This is a genomic window from Kitasatospora sp. NPDC101157 (genome assembly GCF_044768255.1).
Lineage (GTDB): Bacteria > Actinomycetota > Actinomycetes > Streptomycetales > Streptomycetaceae > Kitasatospora.
This window is the reverse complement of record NZ_JBIWPL010000004.1, coordinates 457000-478773: the sequence shown is the minus strand read 5'-3', so window position 1 is coordinate 478773 and position 21774 is coordinate 457000. Positions and strand designations below refer to the sequence as shown.

Sequence of the window (21774 nt, the reverse complement as noted above, 5' to 3'; positions counted from 1 at the left end):
GCGGTGCCGGTGTGAGGCCGGTTTACCCTGAATGCCCTGGAGAACCGGGACCGGACCCGGCCGCGGTACCGAGCAGTTCGAGGAGCCCCTCAGATGTCCACCGAAGCGCTGGTCAGCCTGGCCGCACCCATCTCCGACGAGGCCGGCCCGGGCCTGTTCCTGCGGATCATCGTGGTCGCGTCCTTCGTCGGCATCGGCCTGCTGGTCTGGATCATGGCCCGCGCCTTCCGGGGCCAGTAGGCCCCCTTTCCCGGTCGATCGCTCACGCGCCCGCCTCGCTGCGCTCGGCGGGGGCGTTCGCCCATGCACCCCTTTTTTGATGGCTCGCTCGCTCCGCTCACTCACGCCCGGTCAGCGGCGGTGGGCCGCCGAGCGGTTGCCGTGTAACCCCCCGTACGATGACGGGTGGGCCCTCACCGGCCCGGAACCACCCCCAGGTCCGTTCACCGAGCCGAGAAGGTCCCGCCGACCATGAGCACTGCTGCCGCACTCCCCGTCCTGAACCTGCTCGCCGAGGGCGAGGGGGGAAACCACGACAGCCTGAACCCGCTGCTGACGGGCGGCTCCGCGCTGTTCATCCTGATGCTCCTGCTCTTCATCGTCACCCGCTTCAACCGGGACCGCTGAGCCGGGACCACGGACCGCTCGGGGAGCGTCCGGCCAGTGGGCCGGCCGCTCCCTCACGCATCTGCGGGCAACCCCCACACGGCCGTTCCCGCACCGTGACGGGCGTCGCGTAAGGTGTGGCGGCATGGGAGAGCAGGCCGGGAATCCCGGCGGACCGGAACCGGTGAAGAAGCGCCTCGGCGTGATGGGCGGCACCTTCGACCCGATCCACCACGGCCACCTGGTCGCCGCCAGTGAGGTGGCGAGCGCGTTCCACCTGGACGAGGTGATCTTCGTCCCGACCGGGGAGCCCTGGCAGAAGAGCGACCGCCACGTCACCCCGGCCGAGGACCGCTATCTGATGACGGTCATCGCCACCGCCGAGAACCCGCAGTTCTCGGTGAGCCGGATCGACATCGACCGCCAGGGCCCGACGTACACCGTCGACACCCTGCGCGACCTGCACTCCCTGCACCCGGACGCGGACCTCTTCTTCATCACGGGCGCCGACGCGCTCGCCCAGATCCTGTCCTGGCACGACTCCGACGAGCTCTTCTCGCTGGCCCACTTCATCGGGTGCACCCGCCCGGGACACACCCTGTCGGACGCCGGGCTCCCGGTGGGCGGGGTCTCCCTGATGGAGGTCCCGGCGCTGGCCATCTCCTCCACGGACTGCCGCAACCGGGTCGCCAAGGGCGAGCCGGTCTGGTACCTCGTTCCGGACGGGGTGGTCCGCTACATCGACAAGCGGGCGCTGTACGCGCCGCACGGGACCTGAGCCGGGAGCGGGCGTGAGCGATCGCAACGGCAACGGCGGGCAGCAGCCGCAGGAGTGGTCCACCGGGCAGTACCAGCAGCCGTACCAGGGCCAGGAGTACCAGGGCCAGGAGTACCAGGGCCAGGAGTACCAGCAGCAGGCGCAGCCGCAGGCGTACGAGCAGCAGCAGTACGACCAGTACGGGCAGCCGGTGTACCCCCAGGACCCGTACGGCGGCTACCAGCAGCAGGGCTACCAGCAGGGCCGGCAGACCGGGCAGTTCCCGCAGCAGCAGTCGTACGGGCAGCAGCAGTACGACCAGTACGAGCAGCAGCAGTACGACCAGTACGGGCAGCCGGTGTACGGCCAGGACCCGTACGGCGGCTACCAGCAGCAGGGCTACCAGGGGTACCAGCAGCCGTACCAGGCCACGCCGGTCGCCGCCGAGCCGCAGCCCGAGCCGCAGCCCGAGCCTCCCGTCGTTCCCGAGGCTCCCGCCGCCTCCGCCCCCGCCGCGGTGCCGCCGCCGCGCCGCCGCGCGCCCCGGCCGGCCGCCGAGGCGGCTCCGGCCGCGCCGGAGGCGCGGTCCGAGCAGGTCGCCGGGGCCCGGCCCGGCAGGACCGGCGGCCGGGCGCCCAAGGACGCCTACGCCACGGGCGAGTTCACCTTCGTCGACGAGGAGGCGGAGGAGTCCGAGGACGTCATCGACTGGCTGAAGTTCGCCGAGTCCCGCAGTGAGGTGCGCGCCGAGCGGCGTCGCAAGCTGAAGAACCGGCTGATCGGCCTCGGCGTGGTGCTGGCGCTCGCGGCCGGCGGCGTCGGCGGCTACCTGTGGTTCACCGGCGAGAAGCCGACCGCGGCCGCCGCGGCCGGCGGGCGGCAGGTCAACGTCGTCCACCTGCGCGACCTGCAGGGCAAGGTGTCCAGCGCGTTGCTGGTCGACGACGCCTCCGGGCACAAGGGAACGGTCCTGCTGCTGCCCGACGTGCTGCGGCTGCCCGGCCCCGGCGACCCGCCGGTGACCACCGTCGGCCAGGCCATGGACGCGATCGGCGCCTCGGCGACCCGTGACGGCCTGTCCGCCGTGCTGGGCGCCCCGGTGGCCGGCACCTGGCGGCTGGACACCCCGTACCTGGAACTGCTGGTCTCCCAGCTCGGCGGGATCCGGGTGGACACCAACGCCGCGACCCACGAGGGCGGCAAGCCGGACGGCAAGGAGCTGTCCCCGGCGGGCAAGAACACCCTGCTCAGCGGCAAGGCCGCAGTGGCGTACGCCACCCTCCAGGCGCCCGGCGAGAACCGGGACGCCCAGCTGGCCCGGTTCGGGCAGGTGATGGACGCGGTGGTGCGCACCATGCCGACCGCGTTCAAGGACGCCAAGGACGACGTGCACCGGATGAACGCGGTGCTCGACCCCTCACTGCCCGAGGACGCCCTGGCCGGGGTGCTCGCCCAGCTCGCCCAGCAGGCCAAGGACGGCCACTTCGGCACCACCGCGCTGACCGTCAAGCCGGACGGGACGCTGGACGAGGCGACCGCGGGCAAGCAGGTCAAGGAGGTGCTCGGCGGCACCGTGAAGGCCGCGGCGGCCGGCGACGCCCCCGCCCGGGTCGCGCTGCAGGACGCCTCCGGCAACGATGCGGCGGGCGCCGCCGCACAGGTCCAGATCGTCAACTCGGGCCTGACGTTCATCCCCGGCGGAACCAAGACCGCGCCGCAGGCCACCAGTGAGATCCGCTACACCGACGACGCCAGGCAGGCCGTGGCGAAGTCCCTGGCGACCAGCCTGGGGCTGCCGGACACGGCGGTGAAGAAGGTCGGCGACGCCCAGAACGCGGACCTGGTGGTCGTGCTCGGCAAGGACTACCAGCCGCCGAAGAGCCAGTAGCCGCTCAGGCCGGTCACCGGTGGCCCGGTGACCGGCCTGCGGCGGGTCCGGCCCGGTGTGGACCGGAGGCCCGGGAAATGCGTTCCGGGGCCGACGGGGCGGCGTGAGATCCTGGAAGGCGACCCCGGCCGCGCGCCGGGGCCGCCCCAAGCCGCCGAGCCGGAAGAACACCGTGACCGTCACCGACCACAGCCAGCAGCTCATCACCGTCGCCGCGCAGGCGGCGGCCGACAAGCTTGCGCACAACATCATCGCCTTCGACGTCAGCGAGGTGCTGTCGATCACCGACGCCTTCCTGATCGCCTCCGCGAACAACGACCGCCAGGTCCGCTCGATCGCCGAGGAGATCGAGGACCAGCTGCGCGAGCAGCTGGACATCAAGCCGGTGCGCCGCGAGGGCGAGCGCGAGGGCCGCTGGATCCTCCTCGACTACCTGGACATCGTCGTGCACGTCCAGCACTCCGAGGAGCGCTCCTTCTACTCCCTCGACCGGCTCTGGAAGGACTGCCCCGAGCTGCCGCTGCCCGCGGACGCCATGGAGTCGCGCAACCGTCCCGACGCCATCACCGACGGGGCCGGCAACGCCGTCGCCCCGGCCGACGACTTCGGCAAGCCCGAGGACCTGCACTGAGCAGGGACGCGCGGGGCCCGCGCATCGTCTTCTGGCGGCACGGCCAGACGTCCTGGAACCTCGAATCGAGGTTCCAGGGCACCACGGACATCGAGCTGACCGGGCAGGGCGTCCTGCAGGCCCAGCGGGCGGCCCGGCTGCTCTCCGGCCTGCGCCCCGACCTGCTGATCTCCTCGGACCTCAAGCGCGCCCGGCGCACCGCCGAGGAGCTGTCCGCGGTCACCGGGCTGGACGTGCAGCACCACGAGGGCCTGCGGGAGACGTACGCGGGCTCCTGGCAGGGGCTGACCAACGCCGAGATCCGCGAGCGGTACCCGGAGGAGTACGCGGCCTGGGCGGCCGGGGAGCCGGTGCGGCGCGGCGGCGGCGAGCTGTCCAGCGAGGTCGCCGACCGCTCGGTGCCGGTGGTGCTGGAGGCCGTCGCCAAGCTGCCGGAGAACGGCACCCTGGTCGTGGTCAGCCACGGCGGCACCATCCGGACCATGCTCGGACGGCTGCTGGGCCTGGAGCCGCCCCTGTGGGAGTGCTTCGGCGGGCTGTCCAACTGCTGCTGGTCGGTGCTCGGCAGGGGGGCGCGCGGCTGGCGACTTCTGGAGCACAACGCGGGCACGCTCCCGCAGCCGGTGATCGGCGACGACACCTGACGGCACTCGGTGACGGGGCTTCGCGGGGGCCCGGAAGGAGCGGATTTCGCAGTTCCGGGCCTGACCAGCTAGAGTCTTCCTCGTTCGCAGGGAAGGAACGCGGCCCGGAAGGGAAGCGGGAGATCCGGTGAGTGCGGGGCTATAGCTCAGTTGGTAGAGCGCTTGCATGGCATGCAAGAGGTCTGGGGTTCAATTCCCCATAGCTCCACTCCGCATCGGCGGTCGTGGCCATTGGGAATTCCGGGGCCGGGATCGTCCGTGTCGCGGGGCTATAGCTCAGTTGGTAGAGCGCTTGCATGGCATGCAAGAGGTCTGGGGTTCAATTCCCCATAGCTCCACAGCAGTTCGAGAGGCCGTCACCCGGTGGGTGGCGGCCTCTCGGGTTTCCCCGGCCATCCGCTACGGCGTGCAGGTGTGGGTCCAGCCGCCCGGCGCCAGCGAGTTGAGCCGCTCGACCAGCTCCCGGTCCTCCGGGCTCTCCGGGACGTACACGACGATGTAGCACTCCGGGACGCCCGGCATCGTCAGGTAGGTGGCGTTCAGCCGCATCACGCCGAGCTCCGGGTGGCGGAAGGTCCGCCGCAGGGTGCGCGGCGGCGAGACCTCCTGGCGGGCCCACAGCTCGCGGAACAGCTCGCTGCCGGCCGACAGCCGCTGCACGTGCTCCTCCCAGGCCGGCTCGCCGACGTGCTTGCCGTACGCCGAGCGCAGCACCGCCACCATCCGCGGCAGGGTCTCCTCCGGGTTCTCGCACGGGTTGCAGCAGGCCGGCGCGGTCAGCATGCACCAGAGGCTGTTGAAGAAGACCCCGTGGGACGGGCGCATCCGCTCCGTGCCGAACAGCGACCGGTACGGCCGGTTGAAGCTCAGCACGTCGAACCGGGTGTTGGAGACCGCCGCGGGCAGCGGGGCGAGCGAGTCCAGGATCACCTGGATCGACGGACTCAGCTCCGGCGGGGCCGGCTGCGCCAGCGGCGAGGGCGACACCCCGGCCAGCCGGAACAGGTGCTGGCGCTCGGTGCCGTCCAGCCGCAGCGCCCGGGACACCGCCAGCAGCACCTGCTCGCTCGCGTTGATCGGCCGCCCCTGCTCCAGGGAACTGTTCACCCCCTGGGATACGGGCCGCACGACTGAGGGCCGTATCCCGGCACAGTCCCGGAGGAATTCGGTGCTCCCTAGCCAGTCTGTGAAGAAGACGACCGTTCTTGTAGCTGCCGCCGCTGTGCTGTCGAGCGGCGTGACTCAGGCGACCCCCGAACATCCCCGCGTTGTGGCCATCGCCCGTGATCTCCAGACCCCGGCGAAGGCGGCCCCACAGCCGTCGGCCGTCCGCCCCGAGCTTGCTTTCAGCCTTCGCCTGTCCCGCGCCTCCGATGAGTCTTCCTCGCTGGACGTGCAGCGCCGCGCCTGCCGCGCCAAGGCCGAAGCGCTCGGGTTCGACGCCGAGACGATCGCCGCCGCCGACGCCAACGCCTACGTGGACGACGGCGTATCCGGCGGTTCCGCCCTGGAGTCCCGCAAGCGAGGCATGGTCCGGATCATGGCCGACCGGCCAACCGTCGTCATCGCGTGGAAGCTCGACCGGTTCGCCCGAAGCTGCCGCGAGTTCCACAAGCTCATGGACTGGGCCGACGAGAACGACGTCCGGCTGATCACCTCGGACGGCATGCTCGACAGCGCCGACAAGAGCGGAACGGGCCGCATGGTCGCCAACATCATTGCGGCCGTTGCCGAGTGGGAGTTGGGAATCATCACCGATCGCAGCGAGGCAGCGCACGAGGAACGGCGCACTCAGGGCCGGTGGATCTCCGGCAAGGCACCGTTCCCGTACGTCATGGAGCGCCGCGACGGCAAGGCCTACCTTGCGGAGGACCCCGAGGCGTTCGCGCTGGTACGCAAGCAGGTGGACGCGCTGTTGAAGGGCGGCAAGGGCGGTTCGCTGGCCGCTACCGCCGGACCGTTGCCGATCGGCCGTCAGCAGTGGCGCAAGCTGCTGCGCGGGGTGGTTCTGCGCGGGTGGCGGGAGCACAAGGGAGAGCTTGTGACCGAGGCGGACGGCGTGACCCCGGTGCAGTTCGGCCCCGAGGTGATCGACGCCACGACCTACCGGCGCGTTCAGGACCGGCTCAAGGAACTGGAAGCGGGTGAGCGGGCGGAACGGCGCGACGCTCCGTGGCTGGCGGGCATGGTCGTCTGCCACTGCGGCGCGAACATGAACGGCGGGCTGTCCAGCTACAAGCGGGCACTGTACAAGTGCTCCGGCGGGTGCGGGTCGATCATGGCGGACCGGATAGAGCCGCTGGTGTTCACGGACTTCCGCGACCAGCACGGGGATGAGCCGCTGTATGAGGTGACCTACTCGGGAGGCATCGACCACAGCGCCGAACTCGCCGATCTCACCGAAGCGCGCGCCCGCGTGACCACCGCCGTTGCCAAGGTGAATGGTCCGGCACTGGACACCCTTGTTGCCAAGCTGAACGAGATCGAAGCCACGTACGCCCGCCTGCAAGCCGAGCACGACCCCGAGGTGACCGAGACCGTGACGCGCACGAACACGCTGCTGTGGGAAGCGTGGGACGCCAGCGGGCCGGATGAGCGGCGCGTCATGCTCGACGCCTGGGGATGCAAGGTGACCGTGTACCCGGCTGGGCATCCGGGCGGGCGCGTCACGATCGCATGGCAGCCGGTACAGCGAGACACCGCACCCGCCGACTACGAGAAGGCCGCGTAGGGCCCCTAGAAGCCCGTAGAACGCCCCGGTACGGCTCCGAGCCTGCCGGGGCTCTTTCCTTCCCGCTGAGGGCCCTATTGGGGCCTGAGGCGGCCGCACAGCGGGCCGGGAATGCCCTGCGCTCTCCCACGGATCGGGGAAGGGCGAACGGCCCATCCGTCGGAATCCGTCGCAAGGTCGAACCCCGTACGAGACAACCAAGGAGTAACGACGTATGGACCGTCCCCATTTCGATGCGATACGCCGGGCACTGGAGTCGGCCGAAGCCGCCACCTGGGAAGCTCTGGGCAGCCGGAACCCGGACCGCGTAGAAGAGGCGCACAGACGAGTGCGCGAGGCGCTGAGACTCGCTGAGGCCGTCGATGAAGCGCCCCGATGCGGGCGGTCGGAGTGCTCAAATCCCTTGCCACACAAGGAACGAGGCCGTCCGGCGCTATTTTGCTCTCGGAGGTGCCGGGACCGCACCCGGTACAGGGAGGCGCGGCAGGCTGGGGCCGTCTAGCGGACCCCGTAATCCCTTGAGGTGCCTCGGTATGGCTCTGAGCCTGCCGGGGTGCTCGCACGGCCCACAGATGGCCGTAGAGGGCTTCCGGCTGGGCGCCGTGAGCGCACCGCACGCCACCATGCGCCTCAGCGGGCGGAGCGCGAGCCAAAGACCGGGTACTGCTTTCCAGCGTGACGATGTGACGTTTCGATAGGTCTTTGGGATATCCCAATGAGATCTCACAAGGAAACCCAAACCGGCATCCGAAACGTCACTCCGTCACACGCCCGGGCGGCGCGCCCCCTCCGCTGGCCAGGAGCCATAGAACGGCCTCTAGAAGCCGCTTGCGCCCTACTTGAGACTTAGGGACCGAGAGCTCGCCAGAGGTCCGCAGAGACACCCTGTAGCCCCTTATTGGGCGATCCCTTCATCCCGCTGCACCCCTGGAACGACAGAGGACCACCTACCAACCCTGGTAGGTGGTCCTTGGGCCTTGCTGCGCGTTCTACCCCGCCGACATGCCAAGCAACGCGACCATCGGGCGCGACGGCTGCACGGGAATCCGTTGCGCTCTAGTCAGTTCGAGCCCACCGCTTTACTGCGGCGCTCTGCGCTCGGCGGCGCGCCCACTGATCTTGGCCCTCGTGTACCCGGAATGCATGCCGCCCATAGGCATTCCGGGTCGCGGGGGCCTTTTGTATTTTCCAACCAAGGAATCACCATGAATCCAAGCGAGATGACTCGTCAGCTGAGACCCGCCCCGGATGCCGGACCCGACGCGTTCATTCCGGAGCTGCGCCTACGCCTCAATGTGCTTTCCCTCGCTGCCCTTGAGGTGGTCGAGCGCGACGGCGTCGCGGTCGATGGAAAGCCGCATCCGATGCTTTCCGCCCTTACCTCGCTGGTCGAGGTCGGCACCGATATGCGCCGACTGGCGAATGACCGCCGGATTGCCAACGCGGTTCTGGAGCGACGTGGACAGTGACCGCCTAAGGGCGCGTCCGAACGGCCGCATGAGCCATGCGCTCGCAGTAATTGCCGATCACACCCGCGTGCCCCGTGATCCCCGTACGCGCGCTGAACTGCTCGCCGCATTTCGCACCCTTCACTGCGAAGCGGCCAACCCGACTGAGAACGACAAGGAACCAAATGGATAAGCGAGACATGATCGCCGATCTGCGAGCGAGGCGCGAAATGTCGCGGGATGCGCTGAATCGCATTCTTGAGCGCGCCAAGGCCGGAAATCGCAGCCTCACGCCGGCCGAAGCCAGGAATTTCGATACGACGGAGGCTGAAATTCGCGCCTTCGATGACCGTATCGAGGAACTAGACGAGCAGGTGCGGGCGGATGACGCTGCCGCGCCGATGCAGCGCATGTACGCCCCCCGGGCAGGAGTAAACCACGTGATTACTGAGACCCGTAAGCCGACCATGCCTGGCGCTGCCATCATTACCCGTGAGCCGGAGGTGTATAAGCGCGAGGACGCTAAGACCTCATTCTTCATGGATATGCTGAATGTTCGCAACAGTGGCGACCGGAATGCGCGTGAGCGGCTGGACCGCAACAACAGGATGGTTGCCGACCGGGCCCGCGCGAACGGTGAACTTCGCGCTATCAGCACCACGAACGGCAGCGGCGGCGAATTTGTCCCGCCTATGTGGCTCGAAGTCGAATTTGTCAAGCTAGCCCGACCGAGGCGCGTATTTGCGGACCTGGTGACGAATGATCCGCTACCTCCCGGCACTGATCAGCTCAACCTTCCGAAGGTCAATACTGGCACCGCGACTGCCGTTCAGACTACGCAGAACAGCCAGATTCAGCAGACGGACCTAACGACCACCAGCATTTCAAGCAGCGTAACCACCGTCGCGGGCGGGCAGACCGTTTCCTTGCAGCTCATAGAGCAGAGCCCGCTGAATATTGATGACGTGATCCTCGGCGACCTCGCCGCCGATTACGCGATGCGCCTAGACACGCTCTGCCTTACCGGCCCGGGTACGGGTGGTCAGCCGACCGGAATTCTGACCCTTGCGGGCACCAACTCCGTTGCGTGGTCCGGCACCGCGCTGACTGGCGCCAACTCGCTTTACAACGCGATTGCGTCGGCGATCAGCAAGGTTTATACCTCGCGCTATGAGGCGCCGGACGCGATCGTCATGCACCCGCGCCGGTTTATGTGGATGCTGGCTCAGCAGGACACTCTAGGCCGCCCGGTCATTGTTCCCGCTGAAAGCGGCCCGAACAATGCTCTCGGCGTGCTCGGTCCGAAGCTGAACGCTCAGGGTCCGGCGGGCCGAATGGCTGGTCTGGATGTATACCTCGATGCGAATATCCCCACCAACCTGGGAACCGGCACGAATGAGGACCGAATTCTAGTTCTCAAGTCGGATGACGTTCGACTGTGGGAGTCGCACATTCGGGCTGAGGCTTTCCAGCAGACGTACGCCAATCAGATGTCTGTGTTTGTGCGGCTCTATAATTACGCATCTTTCCAGGCCGCCCGCTACCCTGGTTCAATTTCAGTGATCTCCGGCACTGGCCTTAACCAGGTCCTGTAGGAAATCGACTAACTAGCGCCCGTCGCAGTCGCCTTGCTGGCCGCTGAGGCGGGCGCTTTGCGTTACCCATCCCCGAATCGGCGGCGTGTTACCCAGTGTGACTCCCAAATCGGACAGTAGGGGGTACCGGGGGCGGATCAATCTCAAAATACTGAGCTTTTAGGGACCCGGCCCCAGGGGAAACGCGCATGAACTAACTCCGTGAAACGCACGAAACGAGGAATGGAGGGTTTCCCGTGAACTATGAACACCACCTAGCCTCACTCAGCACGACCGCTCGCACCCTGTGGGACTCCGTAAATTCGGACTACGACCTCACTCCCCAGGAACAGCGCCTCTTGCTGGAAATCTGCCGCACCTCAGACACACTAGACGCGCTCGATGCAGACGTTCAGCGCAACGGCGTCATGCGGGCAAACAAGGTTAATCCCGCTGTGGTCGAATTGCGGCAAACCCGAATCGCCTTCGCCCGCCTGAATGCCGCTCTCGCGCTGCCGGACCTCGAAGAGGACGACGACGCCCCGCCGAAATATCAGCGCCTCGGCACCCGGGGTCCGTACAAGCTTGTGAAAGGTGGCTAACCGTGGCTAAGGCCAAGCGAAAGGCCGAGAATACCGCCGCTCTGTTCCAGCGGACCGAAAGCCAGTGGGAGCGAATCCTCGGCCACGACCGGGGCGCCGCCTTTTTTGCCGCCCTGCCCACAGCGGGAATCGGGGCGCTCATTGAGCGAGGCGAGGCAACCCCCGCCGAGATCGCGATGATTCACGCCGTGGCCGAGGGGCGCGCCGAGCACGAGCAACTGACCGCCGAACGAGCAGTGCGCATCCTCGCGGACATGCCCGCCGACTGACAATGCCCGCGTTGGCTAAGTTGAGTTGGGAACCTCGATCCCTCGGCCGGCGGGGACCAAGTGCCCACCGTGGAACGAGAGTTGCGAGGTGGTGTGACTGGCGCGTGTGCCCAACTCGGACTAGCGGCAACGCCCGTGACAGTTGCCTCAGAACCACAGCAGAAAGCCCCCTGTTCCTTCCGCTGCCCCGTTGGGCGTGGTCGGTGCAGGGGGCTCTTGTGTTTTCGGGTGGCTCACACGTCGCCGAATTCACCAGCCCTCACAGCGGCCACGAAGGCGGCGAAGCCGTCGAGGGAGAAGGTCAGGGCCGGGCCGTGAGGGTCCTTCGAGTCACGGACCGGGACAGCGTGCAAGCGCCCAATTTCACTTGGCGCCCACTCGACGCACTCCCCGCCGCTCTGGCTGTAAGACGACTTCACCCAACCGGCGTTGGCAAGGTCGATACTCATTGAAGTCCCTTTCGGACATTGCTGATCCTGGCGAGCGAAGCCACAGTCGATAGCGACTCCACCTGTAGCTGATCGTAGTCTCTCGCCCATGCCGCGCAGGTGGTCGAGTTCCGTTCCAGGTACCCACGCGCGTGGGTCTCGCTGTAGCCCACCAAGGACCGATCTGCGAGCGTCAACAGCACGACGGGGAAGATGAAGGGCACCATCTCGCCCAGGCTCAGCGGGGCAACTTGCACGGTGATGTTCGGGCGTTCAGCGAGAGCGGCCACATGGTCCAATTGCCGCGCCATCACGGGAGGGCCGCCAACCAGCCGCGTCACGCAGCTTTCGTCCATGACCGTGTGGATGATCGGCGGGTTTGGCCGCTCAAGTACCCGGTGCTGCCGGGCAACCAGGAAGGCAACGCGCTCGTCCGCCTGGTCCTGGGTGATGCTGCCGCGTCGAACGGCTGCGGCTGCCAGGGCTGCCGCGTACTCGGGGGTCTGGAAGAGTCCAGGGATCACGCTCGTCTGGAAGGACCGAAGCTTCCGGCAGCGGGCCTCGCAGTCGGCGAAGTCCTCGAACCCTTCCAGCAGAGCGGCGCCGGTGATGCGTCGGAGCAACTCGACGAACACCCCGCCGGTTTCGAACACTTCATCGGCTTTTAGTGCCAGCTTGGAAGTTGGGGTCTCTTTCCCCCGTTCGATCAAAGAGATCCATGTGTCCGAGTACCCCAGGAGCCCACCAAGCTTCTCCTGTGTCCAGCCGCGCAACCGTCGCAACCTGCGAAGTTCTGCGCCGAAGCGCGCCACCGGGGATGACGTGGAGTCAGAGTCAGGCGTCAACGTGGTCATCAGGAATTTTTACCTGCCGATCTACTACGGGTTGGAGCACTGGCCTTCGGCCCCCTCGGTGCCGATCCTAGTTACGAACCAAGCACGGAGAGGAGCGGCGCTGTCACTTCGACAGCGAGCCCCTCGGCCAGTCGCTGGCAGGCCCAACTCGTGGGCCACTAGGGCGACTTCGCACACAGCGGTAGCGGCGGGAGCCCGCTGACATGGAAGAGGGTGACCTATGGCACCACCTGAGTGCCCCGTCTGCCGCGCGTTTCGGCGGGTCCTGCGGGCGGAGTTGGTAAGGGCGTACCCCGTGCTGAGGCGCCCGGATGTGATCCGTGATCTCAGGATGCTTCGTGCCAGGCACGCACGCAGATGTGAGGCGGTGGCCCGTGTCGCTGTCTGAGGATCAACCACCGTGCGTCACGCGGGCCGAAATCGAGCAACACAAGCAACAGGCCGACGAAGCGGCGGACGCCCTGGAAGCAGCGTTCCGAACCGCCCGGCTGCCCGTCCCGGCGGGTCTGAGCCCGTCCTACGGTGTGATCGATCAGGGATACGGGCCCAGGGTGTACCTCGGCACCGTAGGCGTGCGACAGGCGGAACAGCTGATTCAGGCGCTCAACCAATACTCCCGGCTCCAGGGGTATGTGATGGACGACGAAGCGCTCGGCCTGGCCGCCCAGGTGCTCTGGGAATTCCGGGTTCCCGCGATCTCCAGCGACGGAGTCACGTACGTGCGTAAGGAGTTGGAATGACCGACCCCGAGTGGCTGTTTGGCGACTGGACAGCGTTCCTTGGCGGCCCGGTCAAGTACCCCGACCTGGACGCCCAGGCGCAGCCCAGCGACGACGCGGCGCCGCCCTTGGAGCCGGTGCCCGAATCGCCTACCCTCCGGCGACTCCGCGCCGAACGGCGAAGGGTCAACGACCCTCCTGCGTAGCTAAGTTGGGCAAACGAGGCCCCACATACCCCCGTGCTGGCTGAGCGCACTCACGGCGCGCCGCCGAAGCGGGTCACGCAACTCGCAGCAATCCGAGAGGAGTTCAGCAATGAGTACTACCGCTCAGGAGAGCGCTCCCGTCATGGCGACGGCGCGAAGCCTCATCACCCCCGAAGAGTTCATCGGGGTCGCGTCGACCGTGCAGCGCAACAACCCCGGCATGGCGCTCGACACGGCCGAAGAGATCACGGCCGAAGCGCTCAAGTTCGTTGCGGCGTGCGCGGCTTCGCCCACGTCCGGGCTCAAGCCGTCCCGCACCGTGGACGAGGGGTGGCACGCCCTGATCCTGCACACGGTCGTGTATGCCCGTCTGTGCAAGCGGTTGGGGCTGTTCGTCCACCACGTCCCCGAGCCGCCGGACGTGACCCGCCACGACCCCGGCGCGCTGGCCCGCACCATGGACGCGATCACCGCTGCCGGGTACGAAGTCAACGCGTCCCTGTGGAAGCCGCCGACGGACCGAAGCATCCCGGTTGCTGCCGACTGTGAGCACAGCGAGCCCGCTCCGGCTGGATGCGGATTCGACTGCTCGAACACCGGGCCGAACGTGGCCTAACGCCAACTGGCATGGCAGAACCCAGGTTGCGGCGTATCGGGCATGCGGGTTCTGCCATGCTGGTTGCATGCTGATGTTCAGTGATCTTCCGCCTGGCACGCCCGACTTCGTCAAGGACCACGTCCACGCGATGTGTGAGCTAGCTGCCGGGCGCGTCACCGCTGACAGGCTCATCCACGTTCCCTGGCCGGAGGGAAGCGAGCAGTACGACCACCTGGTGGGCACCTCGCCGGGGTTCCGAACCTCCTGGTACCGGCTCCCGCTGGAAGGTCCCGTGCCAAGGAAGCGGCACCACCGGCGGTCTACAGCGGGTGATGGTTGGACGCTGGACTCACTTGGGGGAGTCAGCTAACGCGCGCTTCTCCGAGCGGTAAGCCGCCCCGTCCGACCTGTCTCCATTGCCCTGGTCGGGCGGGGCCTCGCTGTTTTCCCGAAATCCTGACGGGTGGACAGATCAACTACAGCGGGCTTACCTTTCGATCACAACAAAAAAGCGACCCCGGCGGGTGCTGGTAACACCCCCGGGGCCATGGCCGAAGCCTCTGGAGGGCTACGACATGAACAATCTTATCGTCCTCGCTGTGCTGTGGGCGCTCAGGCTCCTTTTGCCCGCCAAGGGCCGTCACAGGGAGCAGCCCGACCCGCGCCGACTGGTCTGCGGATGGGCCGCCCCCACCCCCGCACACGTGCTCGCCCGCACGATCCCGCTGGACCCCGACGACCACCCCATCGTGCGCCCGTACGTGCTGCTGGCGGAACAAGAACGCAGGCGGCAGGAAGAACGTCGAGACGCGCTGTTCGCCGCGTCGGTCGGACTGCCCGATCCCGGCTACAGCTACCCGGGCGCTCACTCTCTCGCTGGGGCGGTGGCGTCGTGACCGACGAGACCCGCGTCCGGAAGTGCGACGGCTGCTGTGAGACCCGCCGGGACGTGACCGAGGTGGGCCACATCGAAGCGGCCAGCGGCCCCGGGTGGCCCGTCCTCGCCTGCCCTGAGTGTGCGCCCCGTCTGCGGCGGCTCCTGGGCGAGTAGCACCCCGACAACGGCCCCGTCCGACTTACCACCGGGCGGGGCTTCGTGCTGTTCAGGCGAAGACCAGTGAGGACGTATCCCGAGGGGTGTACTGTTCCAGCCACGTGTACCAGGTGACCCCGACCCCGGCGAGCTGGGCGACCTCCTCGCGCCGCAGTCCCGGCGTACGGCGGCGCAGCCCGGGCGGCAGGCCGACGTCCTCGGGGGTGACCCGCGCCCGGCAGGCCTTCAGGAAGCGGGCCAGCTCGGTCCGGCGGCGTTCGCGGTCGCCCGCCGCGGTGGGGGTTTCCTCCAGGACGGTCATGCCGTCCATCGTGCCGCAGCGCGCCCGGGCGATACAGGTGCTGCCGGTACCAGGATCGGCAGGCTCTAACCACCAGTACCGGCCCGGCCCCAGGCTGCTGCCATGACGGACCTCCAGATCCGGCCCGGCGCGGCCGGAAGCACCACCGGGGCCCCGGCCGTACGGCCCGGGCTGCTCCTCGCGCTCGTCCTGTGCGGGCAGTTCATGGCCGTGCTCGACGGCTCCATCGTGAACGTCGCGGCGCCCGCCGTCCGCACCGACCTGGGCGCCTCGGGCGCTGCCCTGCAACTCGTGATCGCCGGCTACACCATCTCCTACGCCGTGCTGCTGATCACCGGCGCCCGGCTCGGCGCCCGCTACGGCTTCAGCCGGCTGTTCCAGCTCGGCCTGGCCGGCTTCACCGCCACCTCGCTGGCCTGCGGCCTCGCCCCGACCACCGGCTGGCTGATCGCCTTCCGGCTGCTCCAGGGCGCGGGCGCGGCACTGATGGTGCCGCAGGTGACGAGCCTGCTGCAGCGCACCTTCACCGGCGCCGCCCGTGCCCGGGCGATCGGCCTCTACTCGGCGGTGCTGGCCGTCGGCGTCGCGTTCGGGCAGGTGCTCGGCGGGGTGCTGGTCAGCGCCGACCTGTTCGGCACCGGGTGGCGGCCGGTGTTCCTGGTCAACGTGCCGATCGGGCTGGTGCTGCTGGCGGCGGGCGCCCGGCTGCTGCCGAAGCTGCCCGGCGACGCCTCGCGCGGCTTCGACGTCCCCGGCCTGGTGGTGCTGGCCGCGGCGCTCGGCCTGCTGGTGGTGCCGCTGGTGCTCGGCCACGAGCTCGGCTGGCCGCTCTGGGGCTGGGTGATGATCGCGGCCGGCGTTCTGCTGTTCGGACTGTTCGTCGTGGTCGAGCGCGGTGTCGCCCGGCGCGGCGGGCAACCGCTGATCTCCGGGCGGGTGCTGCGTACGCCAGGGCTGCGCCCGGCGGCGGCCGGACTGTTCACGATCATGGCGGCCTACGCGGGCTTCATGTTCGCCTTCGCCCTGCACCAGCAGGCGGCCCTCGGCCACAGCGCGCTGCGGGCCGGGTTCTGCTCGGCGCCCGTGGCGATCGGCTTCGGCCTGGCCGGCCTGCGCTGGCACCGGCTGCCGGCCCGGCTGCACGGCGTGCTGCCGTCGGTCGCCGGGGTACTGCTCGGGGGTGGCTACCTGCTGCTGGGGGTGCTGCTCGGCGGCGGCGCCGGGATCGGGGCGGTGGTGCTGGCCGAGACGGCCGCACTCGGCCTGGTCGCGGGCTTCGCGTACGCGCCGCTGTTCGCCCGGGCGCTCGCGGGGGTGGCGCCCGAGGACGCGGTCGATGCCAGCGGGGTGACGGTGACCGTCCTCCAGCTCGGGCAGGTGGTCGGGGTCGCGGTGGTGGGCTCGGTGTTCCTCGGGCAGGTCGACCTGCCGGCACCGGCCGCCGACTCGGGGCGCGCGCTGCTGGTCACCCTGGCGGTGAACGCGGCGGTGGTGCTCGTCGGGGCGGGGTTCGCCGAGCGCAGCCGGCGGGTGGTGCGCTGACGGGGGTCGTCCCCGGGCTGCCCGGTGGCCTCGGGAAACGGATTTCAGGAGCACGCCCCGGACCGTGTAAAGTAGTCGATGTCGCCGAGGGAAACCGGACGGAAACGACGGGAAACCCGGTGACATCGCAGGTCAAGGGGCTATAGCTCAGTTGGTAGAGCGCTTGCATGGCATGCAAGAGGTCTGGGGTTCAATTCCCCATAGCTCCACAGTGGTTGAGAGCCGCCTCCCGATTCGGGGGGCGGCTCTTCGCCGTTGTGTGCATGCCATCGGCGGGCGGGCCGCAAAGAACGCTACCGTCGTGCCATGGCCGATCTGCAGCGAAGGCGGAACGAGGAGCTGGCCCGCATACTGCACCAGCTCGGCTGGAGTCCGGAACGACTCGCCCGTGAGGTGAGCCTCGCCCTGCCGCCCGGCCTGGCGATCAGCTCCACCGCCCCGTACAAGTGGCGCGACCGCGGCATGGTGCCGCGCAGCCCGCACGACCAGACCGTCTGCGAGGTGCTCAGCCGCACCCTCGGCATGGCCGTCACCTACGAACAGCTCTGGGGCCGGATGGGCGGCCACCGCGGCGCCAAGATCCTCTCGCCCCGGCTGCTCACCGACCCGTGGACCGCCGACACCGCCCAGACCGCGCTGCGCGAGGCCGCCACCGACGCCGGACCGGTCCGCCTCACCGACCTGTTCCGCAGCGCCGATCTCGACCACGCCGCCGAACGGCTCTCCTCGCCGCCGCCACCGGTCGGCGGGGGAGAGGGCGCGCTGCGCGTCGACCCCTCGCTGGCCGGCGAACTCGGCCTGTCCTACCGGAGCAAGCAGCGCCTCGAACGCTCCTGCGGCGGCGGCCTCGTCCTCGGCCCCACCCGGGCCGAACTCGCCATGCTGGCCAAGCTGTTGGAGCTCGGCGCGTACGACGAACGGCTCGGCCGCGAGCTGTACGGCACCGCCAGCAGGCTCGCCCGCCTGGCCGGCTGGGCCGCGTACGACCTCGGCCACGACGCGGCCGCCCAGCGGGCCTTCGTCGCCGCGCTGCGCGCCGCCCACGTCAGCGGCGACCCCCGGCTCGGCGTCGCCGGGCTCGGCGCGCTGGTGGTGCTCGCCACCCAGGGCGCCGGCGGACGCGGCCTGGACGCCGTCACCGCGCTGCGCACCGCCCTGGACGCCCACGGCCCCGCGCTCAGCCCCGCCGGCCGGGCCCGCCAGCTCGGCCGGATCGCCCGCGCCCACGGCCGGTGGGGCGAGGCCGAACAGGCGGAGGAGGCCGCCGCCCGGGCCTTCGCCGAACTCGACGGCGTCCCCGGCACGGAGGAGGCCCGGGCCGACCTGGCCGGAATGGTGGGGGAGGGGCGGCTCGCGCTCGGGCGGCACCGAATGGCCAAGGGGCTGCTCGCCGAGGCCGTCGCGGGGCTCGGACCGGGGCGGGCCCGGGCCAAGGCGATGCTGATGGTCCGCCTCGCCGAGGCCCACCGGCACCTCGGCGACCAGCGGGAGGCCGCCCGGACGGTGGGGCTGGCGCGGGCGCTGGCGGCGGGGATGCAGTCGGAGCGGCTGGCCAGGGCGCTGCGGGACTTCGAGGCGGCGGGGCGGGCGGCGGCGGCGCGGTGAGGCGGCGTGCTGAGGCGGCGTTGTGAGGCGGCGTGGTGAGGCGGGCGCGCCCCGGGATCCGGTTCCCGGGCCGGGCGGGGTGCCCGTGGCGGGGGCGGGGTGGAACGGTCAGGAGCCCCCTGAGCTGCTTGCGGTACCCTGAGCCCATGCGAACCGTGCGCCTGCTCCTTAGCCGGCCGCGCTGACCAGGACCGGCTGCGCCCTCGGGCGGTGCCGGAGTCGGCGTGGCGTCCCCTCCTGCGAGGGGATTTTTTGTTTTCCGCCCCCGCCCGCGTCGTGGGACGGGTCCACGGCCGGCCGCGTCGCGGTTCGCCAACTGACACCGATGGAGCTTGAAGGACCATGAGCGAGACGACCCCTGCGTCCGGCGCGGCCGAGACCGCGACCGAGCCGTTCCGGTACAGCGCCGCGCTGGCGGCGGAGATCGAGTCCCGCTGGCAGGACATCTGGGAGAAGGAGGGCACCTTCCACGCCCCCAACCCCACCGGTGAGCTGGCCGACCCGTCCGCCGGTGACGTCGCCGCGAAGCCGCACAGCTTCATCATGGACATGTTCCCGTACCCCTCGGGCGCGGGCCTGCACGTCGGCCACCCGCTGGGTTACATCGCCACCGACGTGTTCGCCCGCTACCAGCGGATGACCGGCCACAACGTGCTGCACACGCTGGGCTACGACGCCTTCGGCCTGCCCGCCGAGCAGTACGCGGTGCAGACCGGCACCCACCCGCGGGTCTCCACCGAGGCCAACATCGCCAACATGCGCCAGCAGCTGCGCCGGCTGGGCCTGGGCCACGACCCGCGCCGCTCGATCTCCACGATCGACCCGGAGTACTACCGCTGGACGCAGTGGATCTTCCTGCAGATCTTCAACTCCTGGTACGACGAGGCGGCCGGCAAGGCCCGTCCGATCGCCGAGCTGGTCGCCCAGTTCGAGGCCGGCACGCGCGAGGTACCGGGCGGCCGCGCCTGGGCCGCGCTGTCCGCCGCCGAGCGCGACGAGGTGCTGGGCGAGTACCGCCTGGCGTACGCCAAGGAGGTGCCGGTCAACTGGTGCCCGGGCCTGGGCACCGTGCTGGCCAACGAGGAGGTCACCGCGGACGGCCGCTCCGAGCGCGGCAACTTCCCGGTGTTCAAGTCCAACCTGCGCCAGTGGATGATGCGCATCACCGCGTACTCGGACCGTCTGATCTCCGACCTGGACCTGCTGGACTGGCCCGAGGCCATCAAGCTGCAGCAGCGCAACTGGATCGGGCGCTCCGAGGGCGCCCGGGTGGACTTCGCCGTCGACGGCGGGAAGATCACCGTCTTCACCACCCGGCCCGACACCCTGTTCGGTGCCACCTACATGGTGCTGGCGCCCGAGCACGGCCTGGTCGACTCGATCGTTCCCGCCGCCTGGCCGGAGGGCGTGCCCGCGGAGTGGACCGGCGGGGCCGCCACCCCGGCCGAGGCCGTCGCCGGCTACCGCGCCGCGGCCGCCGCCAAGTCGGACGTCGAGCGCCAGGTCGAGGCCAAGGTCAAGACCGGCGTCTTCACCGGCGCCTACGCCGCCAACCCGGTCAGCGGCGAGTCCGTCCCGGTGTTCATCGCCGACTACGTGCTGATGGGCTACGGCACCGGCGCCATCATGGCCGTCCCCGCCCACGACCACCGCGACTTCGCCTTCGCCCGCGCCTTCGGGCTGCCGATGCGCTGCGTCGTCGAGCCGACCGACGGGCGCGGCTCGGACCCGGCGGCGTGGGACGACGCCTTCGACACCTACGACTCCGTCATCGTCAACTCGGCCCGGGAGCAGGGCGACCTGTCCCTGGACGGGCTGAGCGTCGTCGACGCCAAGGCCCGCGTCACCGCCTGGCTGGCCGAGCGCGGCATCGGTGAGGGCACCGTCAACTACCGCCTGCGCGACTGGCTGTTCAGCCGCCAGCGGTACTGGGGCGAGCCCTTCCCGATCGTCTACGACGAGGACGGCGTGATGCACGCGCTGCCCGAGTCGATGCTGCCGGTCGAGGTCCCCGAGGTCGACGACTACTCGCCGCGCACCTACGACGCGTACGACTCCGCCTCCTCGCCGGAGACCCCGCTGTCGCGCAACGAGGACTGGGTCAACGTCGAGCTGGACCTGGGCGACGGCGTCAAGCGGTACCGCCGCGAGACCAACACCATGCCCAACTGGGCGGGTTCGTGCTGGTACGACCTGCGCTACGTCGACCCGACGAACACCGAGGCCGTGGTGGACCCGGCCAACGAGGGCTACTGGCTGGGCCCGACCGAGACCAAGCCGGGCGGCGGCGCCGACCTGTACGTCGGCGGTGCCGAGCACGCCGTGCTGCACCTGCTGTACGCGCGCTTCTGGCACAAGGTGCTGCACGACCTGGGCCACGTCTCCTCGGTCGAGCCGTTCCACAAGCTGTTCAACCAGGGCATGATCACCGCGGACGTCTACCGCGACGAGCGCGGCTTCCCGGTGCCCGCCGCGGAGGTCGAGGAGCGCGACGGCAAGTACTTCTGGCAGGGCGAGCCGGTCAAGCGCGAGGCCGGGAAGATGGGCAAGTCCCTGAAGAACGCCGTAGCCCCGGACGACATCGCCGACGAGTACGGTGCGGACACGCTGCGCCTGTACGAGATGTCGATGGGCCCGCTGGACGTCTCCCGTCCGTGGGACACCCGGGCCGTCGTCGGCTCGTACCGCTTCCTGCAGCGGCTGTGGCGCAACGTCGTGTCGGAGAGCACCGGCGAGCTGGTCGTCACGGAGGAGGAGCCGGACGAGGCGACCCTGCGCGCCCTGCACAAGGCCATCGACGGCATCCGCGGCGACATGGCCGGGCTGCGGTTCAACACGGCCGTCGCCAAGGCGATCGAGCTGAACAACTTCCTGGTCAAGCGCGGCTCCACGCCGCGGGCGGTGGCCGAGCAGCTGGTGCTGATGGTCGCGCCGCTGGCCCCGCACATCGCCGAGGAGCTGTGGCGCCGACTGGGCCACGGCGAGTCGCTGGCGCACGCCGACTACCCGGTCGCCGACCCGGCGTACGTGGTCGACGAGACGGTGACCTGCGTGGTGCAGATCAAGGGCAAGGTCAAGGCGCGGCTGGAGGTCGCGCCCGGCATCACGGACGCGGAGCTGGAGGCGCTGGCGCTGGCGGACCCGGCGGTGGTCGCGGCGATCGGTGACGCGGCGGTGCGGAAGGTGATCGCGCGGGCGCCGAAGCTGGTCAACATCGTGACCGGGTGAGATCGGGGCTGATCGTGGTCCGTGGCTCGGTCAGCACGTGATCGACCGGGCGGGTGTCCTTCGGGGCACCCGCCCGGTGCTTTTCCGGG

The 21774-nt window shown here is 69.6% G+C and carries 21 protein-coding genes, 3 tRNA genes and 1 pseudogene; 21 read left to right on the top strand and 4 right to left on the bottom strand.

Features of this window, described 5'->3' with window-relative positions; genetic code table 11:
• Window positions 1-93 precede the first annotated feature (93 nt).
• The 8 genes from ACIRVF_RS12060 (at window position 94) to ACIRVF_RS12025 (ending at window position 4864) form a co-directional block, all read left to right on the top strand.
• Window positions 94-240, top strand: coding sequence for a hypothetical protein (locus tag ACIRVF_RS12060; RefSeq protein ID WP_157846575.1), 147 nt, complete (start codon window positions 94-96; stop codon window positions 238-240).
• 231 nt (window positions 241-471) lie between these two features.
• Window positions 472-627, top strand: a complete 156-nt coding sequence (locus ACIRVF_RS12055) for a hypothetical protein (RefSeq protein ID WP_167344932.1) — start codon at window positions 472-474, stop codon at window positions 625-627.
• A 124-nt stretch (window positions 628-751) separates the two neighbouring features.
• A complete protein-coding gene (gene nadD, locus ACIRVF_RS12050) occupies window positions 752-1384 on the top strand; it encodes a nicotinate-nucleotide adenylyltransferase (protein ID WP_030283845.1) in 633 nt (210 codons plus the stop codon).
• Between the two features lie 13 nt (window positions 1385-1397).
• Window positions 1398-3251, top strand: a complete 1854-nt coding sequence (locus ACIRVF_RS12045; protein ID WP_402816186.1) for a LytR C-terminal domain-containing protein — start codon at window positions 1398-1400, stop codon at window positions 3249-3251.
• A gap of 172 nt (window positions 3252-3423) precedes the next feature.
• Window positions 3424-3882 carry a ribosome silencing factor gene (gene rsfS, locus ACIRVF_RS12040; protein WP_402816185.1) on the top strand — a complete coding sequence of 153 codons (459 nt, stop codon included), beginning with the start codon at window positions 3424-3426 and terminating at the stop codon, window positions 3880-3882.
• Complete coding sequence (locus tag ACIRVF_RS12035) at window positions 3879-4526, top strand: histidine phosphatase family protein (RefSeq protein WP_402816261.1); 648 nt, start codon at window positions 3879-3881, stop codon at window positions 4524-4526. Before rsfS ends, ACIRVF_RS12035 begins: the two co-directional genes overlap by 4 nt.
• A gap of 135 nt (window positions 4527-4661) precedes the next feature.
• Window positions 4662-4734, top strand: a tRNA-Ala gene (locus tag ACIRVF_RS12030).
• 57 nt (window positions 4735-4791) lie between these two features.
• Window positions 4792-4864 (top strand) — tRNA-Ala (locus ACIRVF_RS12025).
• Window positions 4865-4925: 61 nt separating this feature from the next.
• Here the strand turns inward: ACIRVF_RS12025 and ACIRVF_RS12020 are convergent.
• Window positions 4926-5633 carry a transcriptional regulator gene (locus tag ACIRVF_RS12020; RefSeq protein ID WP_402816184.1) on the bottom strand — a complete coding sequence of 236 codons (708 nt, stop codon included), beginning with the start codon at window positions 5631-5633 and terminating at the stop codon, window positions 4926-4928.
• A gap of 79 nt (window positions 5634-5712) precedes the next feature.
• On the opposite strand from ACIRVF_RS12020, the gene ACIRVF_RS12015 reads away from it, so the two are divergent.
• The 5 genes from ACIRVF_RS12015 to ACIRVF_RS11995 all read left to right on the top strand — a co-directional run bounded on the left by ACIRVF_RS12015 (window position 5713) and on the right by ACIRVF_RS11995 (window position 11150).
• Entirely contained in the window at window positions 5713-7257 is a 1545-nt protein-coding gene (locus ACIRVF_RS12015) for a recombinase family protein (protein ID WP_402816183.1), read from the top strand.
• A 1205-nt stretch (window positions 7258-8462) separates the two neighbouring features.
• Window positions 8463-8726, top strand: a complete 264-nt coding sequence (locus ACIRVF_RS12010; RefSeq protein WP_402816182.1) for a hypothetical protein — start codon at window positions 8463-8465, stop codon at window positions 8724-8726.
• A 164-nt stretch (window positions 8727-8890) separates the two neighbouring features.
• The gene (locus ACIRVF_RS12005; RefSeq protein ID WP_402816181.1) at window positions 8891-10300 is read left to right on the top strand and encodes a phage major capsid protein; all 1410 of its coding nucleotides are present in this window, start codon (window positions 8891-8893) and stop codon (window positions 10298-10300) included.
• 236 nt (window positions 10301-10536) lie between these two features.
• Complete coding sequence (locus ACIRVF_RS12000; RefSeq protein WP_402816180.1) at window positions 10537-10881, top strand: hypothetical protein; 345 nt, start codon at window positions 10537-10539, stop codon at window positions 10879-10881.
• Between the two features lie 2 nt (window positions 10882-10883).
• A complete protein-coding gene (locus tag ACIRVF_RS11995) occupies window positions 10884-11150 on the top strand; it encodes a hypothetical protein (protein WP_402816179.1) in 267 nt (88 codons plus the stop codon).
• Between the two features lie 233 nt (window positions 11151-11383).
• Here ACIRVF_RS11995 and ACIRVF_RS11990 read toward each other — a convergent pair whose 3' ends face one another.
• Both ACIRVF_RS11990 and ACIRVF_RS11985 read right to left on the bottom strand, forming a co-directional pair.
• Window positions 11384-11599, bottom strand: a complete 216-nt coding sequence (locus ACIRVF_RS11990) for a DUF397 domain-containing protein (RefSeq protein ID WP_360461771.1) — start codon at window positions 11597-11599, stop codon at window positions 11384-11386.
• Window positions 11596-12432, bottom strand: coding sequence for a Scr1 family TA system antitoxin-like transcriptional regulator (locus ACIRVF_RS11985; RefSeq protein ID WP_402816178.1), 837 nt, complete (start codon window positions 12430-12432; stop codon window positions 11596-11598). Before ACIRVF_RS11985 ends, ACIRVF_RS11990 begins: the two co-directional genes overlap by 4 nt.
• 374 nt (window positions 12433-12806) lie before the next feature.
• Here ACIRVF_RS11985 and ACIRVF_RS11980 point away from each other — a divergent pair, with 374 nt between their 5' ends.
• From ACIRVF_RS11980 to ACIRVF_RS11965, 4 genes are all read left to right on the top strand, one after another.
• On the top strand, window positions 12807-13172 hold the full coding sequence (locus tag ACIRVF_RS11980; protein WP_402816177.1) for a hypothetical protein: 366 nt from the start codon (window positions 12807-12809) through the stop codon (window positions 13170-13172).
• Window positions 13169-13357 carry a hypothetical protein gene (locus tag ACIRVF_RS11975; RefSeq protein ID WP_402816176.1) on the top strand — a complete coding sequence of 63 codons (189 nt, stop codon included), beginning with the start codon at window positions 13169-13171 and terminating at the stop codon, window positions 13355-13357. The genes ACIRVF_RS11980 and ACIRVF_RS11975 overlap by 4 nt, the downstream gene beginning before the upstream one ends.
• Window positions 13358-13499: 142 nt before the next feature.
• A complete protein-coding gene (locus tag ACIRVF_RS11970; protein ID WP_402816175.1) occupies window positions 13500-13973 on the top strand; it encodes a glycine-rich domain-containing protein in 474 nt (157 codons plus the stop codon).
• 557 nt (window positions 13974-14530) lie between these two features.
• Window positions 14531-14851: a hypothetical protein gene (locus ACIRVF_RS11965; RefSeq protein WP_402816174.1), complete on the top strand. Its 321-nt coding sequence runs from the start codon at window positions 14531-14533 to the stop codon at window positions 14849-14851.
• Window positions 14852-15067: 216 nt separating this feature from the next.
• Here the strand turns inward: ACIRVF_RS11965 and ACIRVF_RS11960 are convergent.
• A pseudogene (locus tag ACIRVF_RS11960) lies at window positions 15068-15319 on the bottom strand (helix-turn-helix domain-containing protein); the annotation flags it as partial.
• Window positions 15320-15412: 93 nt separating this feature from the next.
• Between ACIRVF_RS11960 and ACIRVF_RS11955 the strand changes: the two are divergent.
• From ACIRVF_RS11955 to leuS, 4 genes are all read left to right on the top strand, one after another.
• Entirely contained in the window at window positions 15413-16852 is a 1440-nt protein-coding gene (locus ACIRVF_RS11955) for an MFS transporter (RefSeq protein WP_402816173.1), read from the top strand.
• Window positions 16853-16988: 136 nt separating this feature from the next.
• Window positions 16989-17061, top strand: a tRNA-Ala gene (locus tag ACIRVF_RS11950).
• A gap of 97 nt (window positions 17062-17158) precedes the next feature.
• A complete protein-coding gene (locus ACIRVF_RS11945) occupies window positions 17159-18457 on the top strand; it encodes a hypothetical protein (protein WP_402816172.1) in 1299 nt (432 codons plus the stop codon).
• A 342-nt stretch (window positions 18458-18799) separates the two neighbouring features.
• Window positions 18800-21685 (top strand): leucine--tRNA ligase, encoded by a 2886-nt coding sequence (gene leuS / locus ACIRVF_RS11940; RefSeq protein WP_402816171.1) that lies wholly within the window; start codon window positions 18800-18802, stop codon window positions 21683-21685.
• Window positions 21686-21774 lie beyond the last annotated feature (89 nt).

Coding starts and splice junctions, on each gene's coding strand:
- ACIRVF_RS12005 (WP_402816181.1), top strand. CDS start 8,891: ATGGATAAGCGAGACATGATCGCCGATCTGCGAGCGAGGCGCGAAATG.
- leuS (WP_402816171.1), top strand. CDS start 18,800: ATGAGCGAGACGACCCCTGCGTCCGGCGCGGCCGAGACCGCGACCGAG.
- ACIRVF_RS11945 (WP_402816172.1), top strand. CDS start 17,159: ATGGCCGATCTGCAGCGAAGGCGGAACGAGGAGCTGGCCCGCATACTG.
- ACIRVF_RS11970 (WP_402816175.1), top strand. CDS start 13,500: ATGGCGACGGCGCGAAGCCTCATCACCCCCGAAGAGTTCATCGGGGTC.
- ACIRVF_RS11975 (WP_402816176.1), top strand. CDS start 13,169: ATGACCGACCCCGAGTGGCTGTTTGGCGACTGGACAGCGTTCCTTGGC.
- ACIRVF_RS12060 (WP_157846575.1), top strand. CDS start 94: ATGTCCACCGAAGCGCTGGTCAGCCTGGCCGCACCCATCTCCGACGAG.
- ACIRVF_RS11965 (WP_402816174.1), top strand. CDS start 14,531: ATGAACAATCTTATCGTCCTCGCTGTGCTGTGGGCGCTCAGGCTCCTT.
- ACIRVF_RS11990 (WP_360461771.1), bottom strand. CDS start 11,599: ATGAGTATCGACCTTGCCAACGCCGGTTGGGTGAAGTCGTCTTACAGC.
- ACIRVF_RS11955 (WP_402816173.1), top strand. CDS start 15,413: ATGACGGACCTCCAGATCCGGCCCGGCGCGGCCGGAAGCACCACCGGG.
- ACIRVF_RS12055 (WP_167344932.1), top strand. CDS start 472: ATGAGCACTGCTGCCGCACTCCCCGTCCTGAACCTGCTCGCCGAGGGC.
- ACIRVF_RS11985 (WP_402816178.1), bottom strand. CDS start 12,432: ATGACCACGTTGACGCCTGACTCTGACTCCACGTCATCCCCGGTGGCG.
- ACIRVF_RS12010 (WP_402816182.1), top strand. CDS start 8,463: ATGAATCCAAGCGAGATGACTCGTCAGCTGAGACCCGCCCCGGATGCC.
- nadD (WP_030283845.1), top strand. CDS start 752: ATGGGAGAGCAGGCCGGGAATCCCGGCGGACCGGAACCGGTGAAGAAG.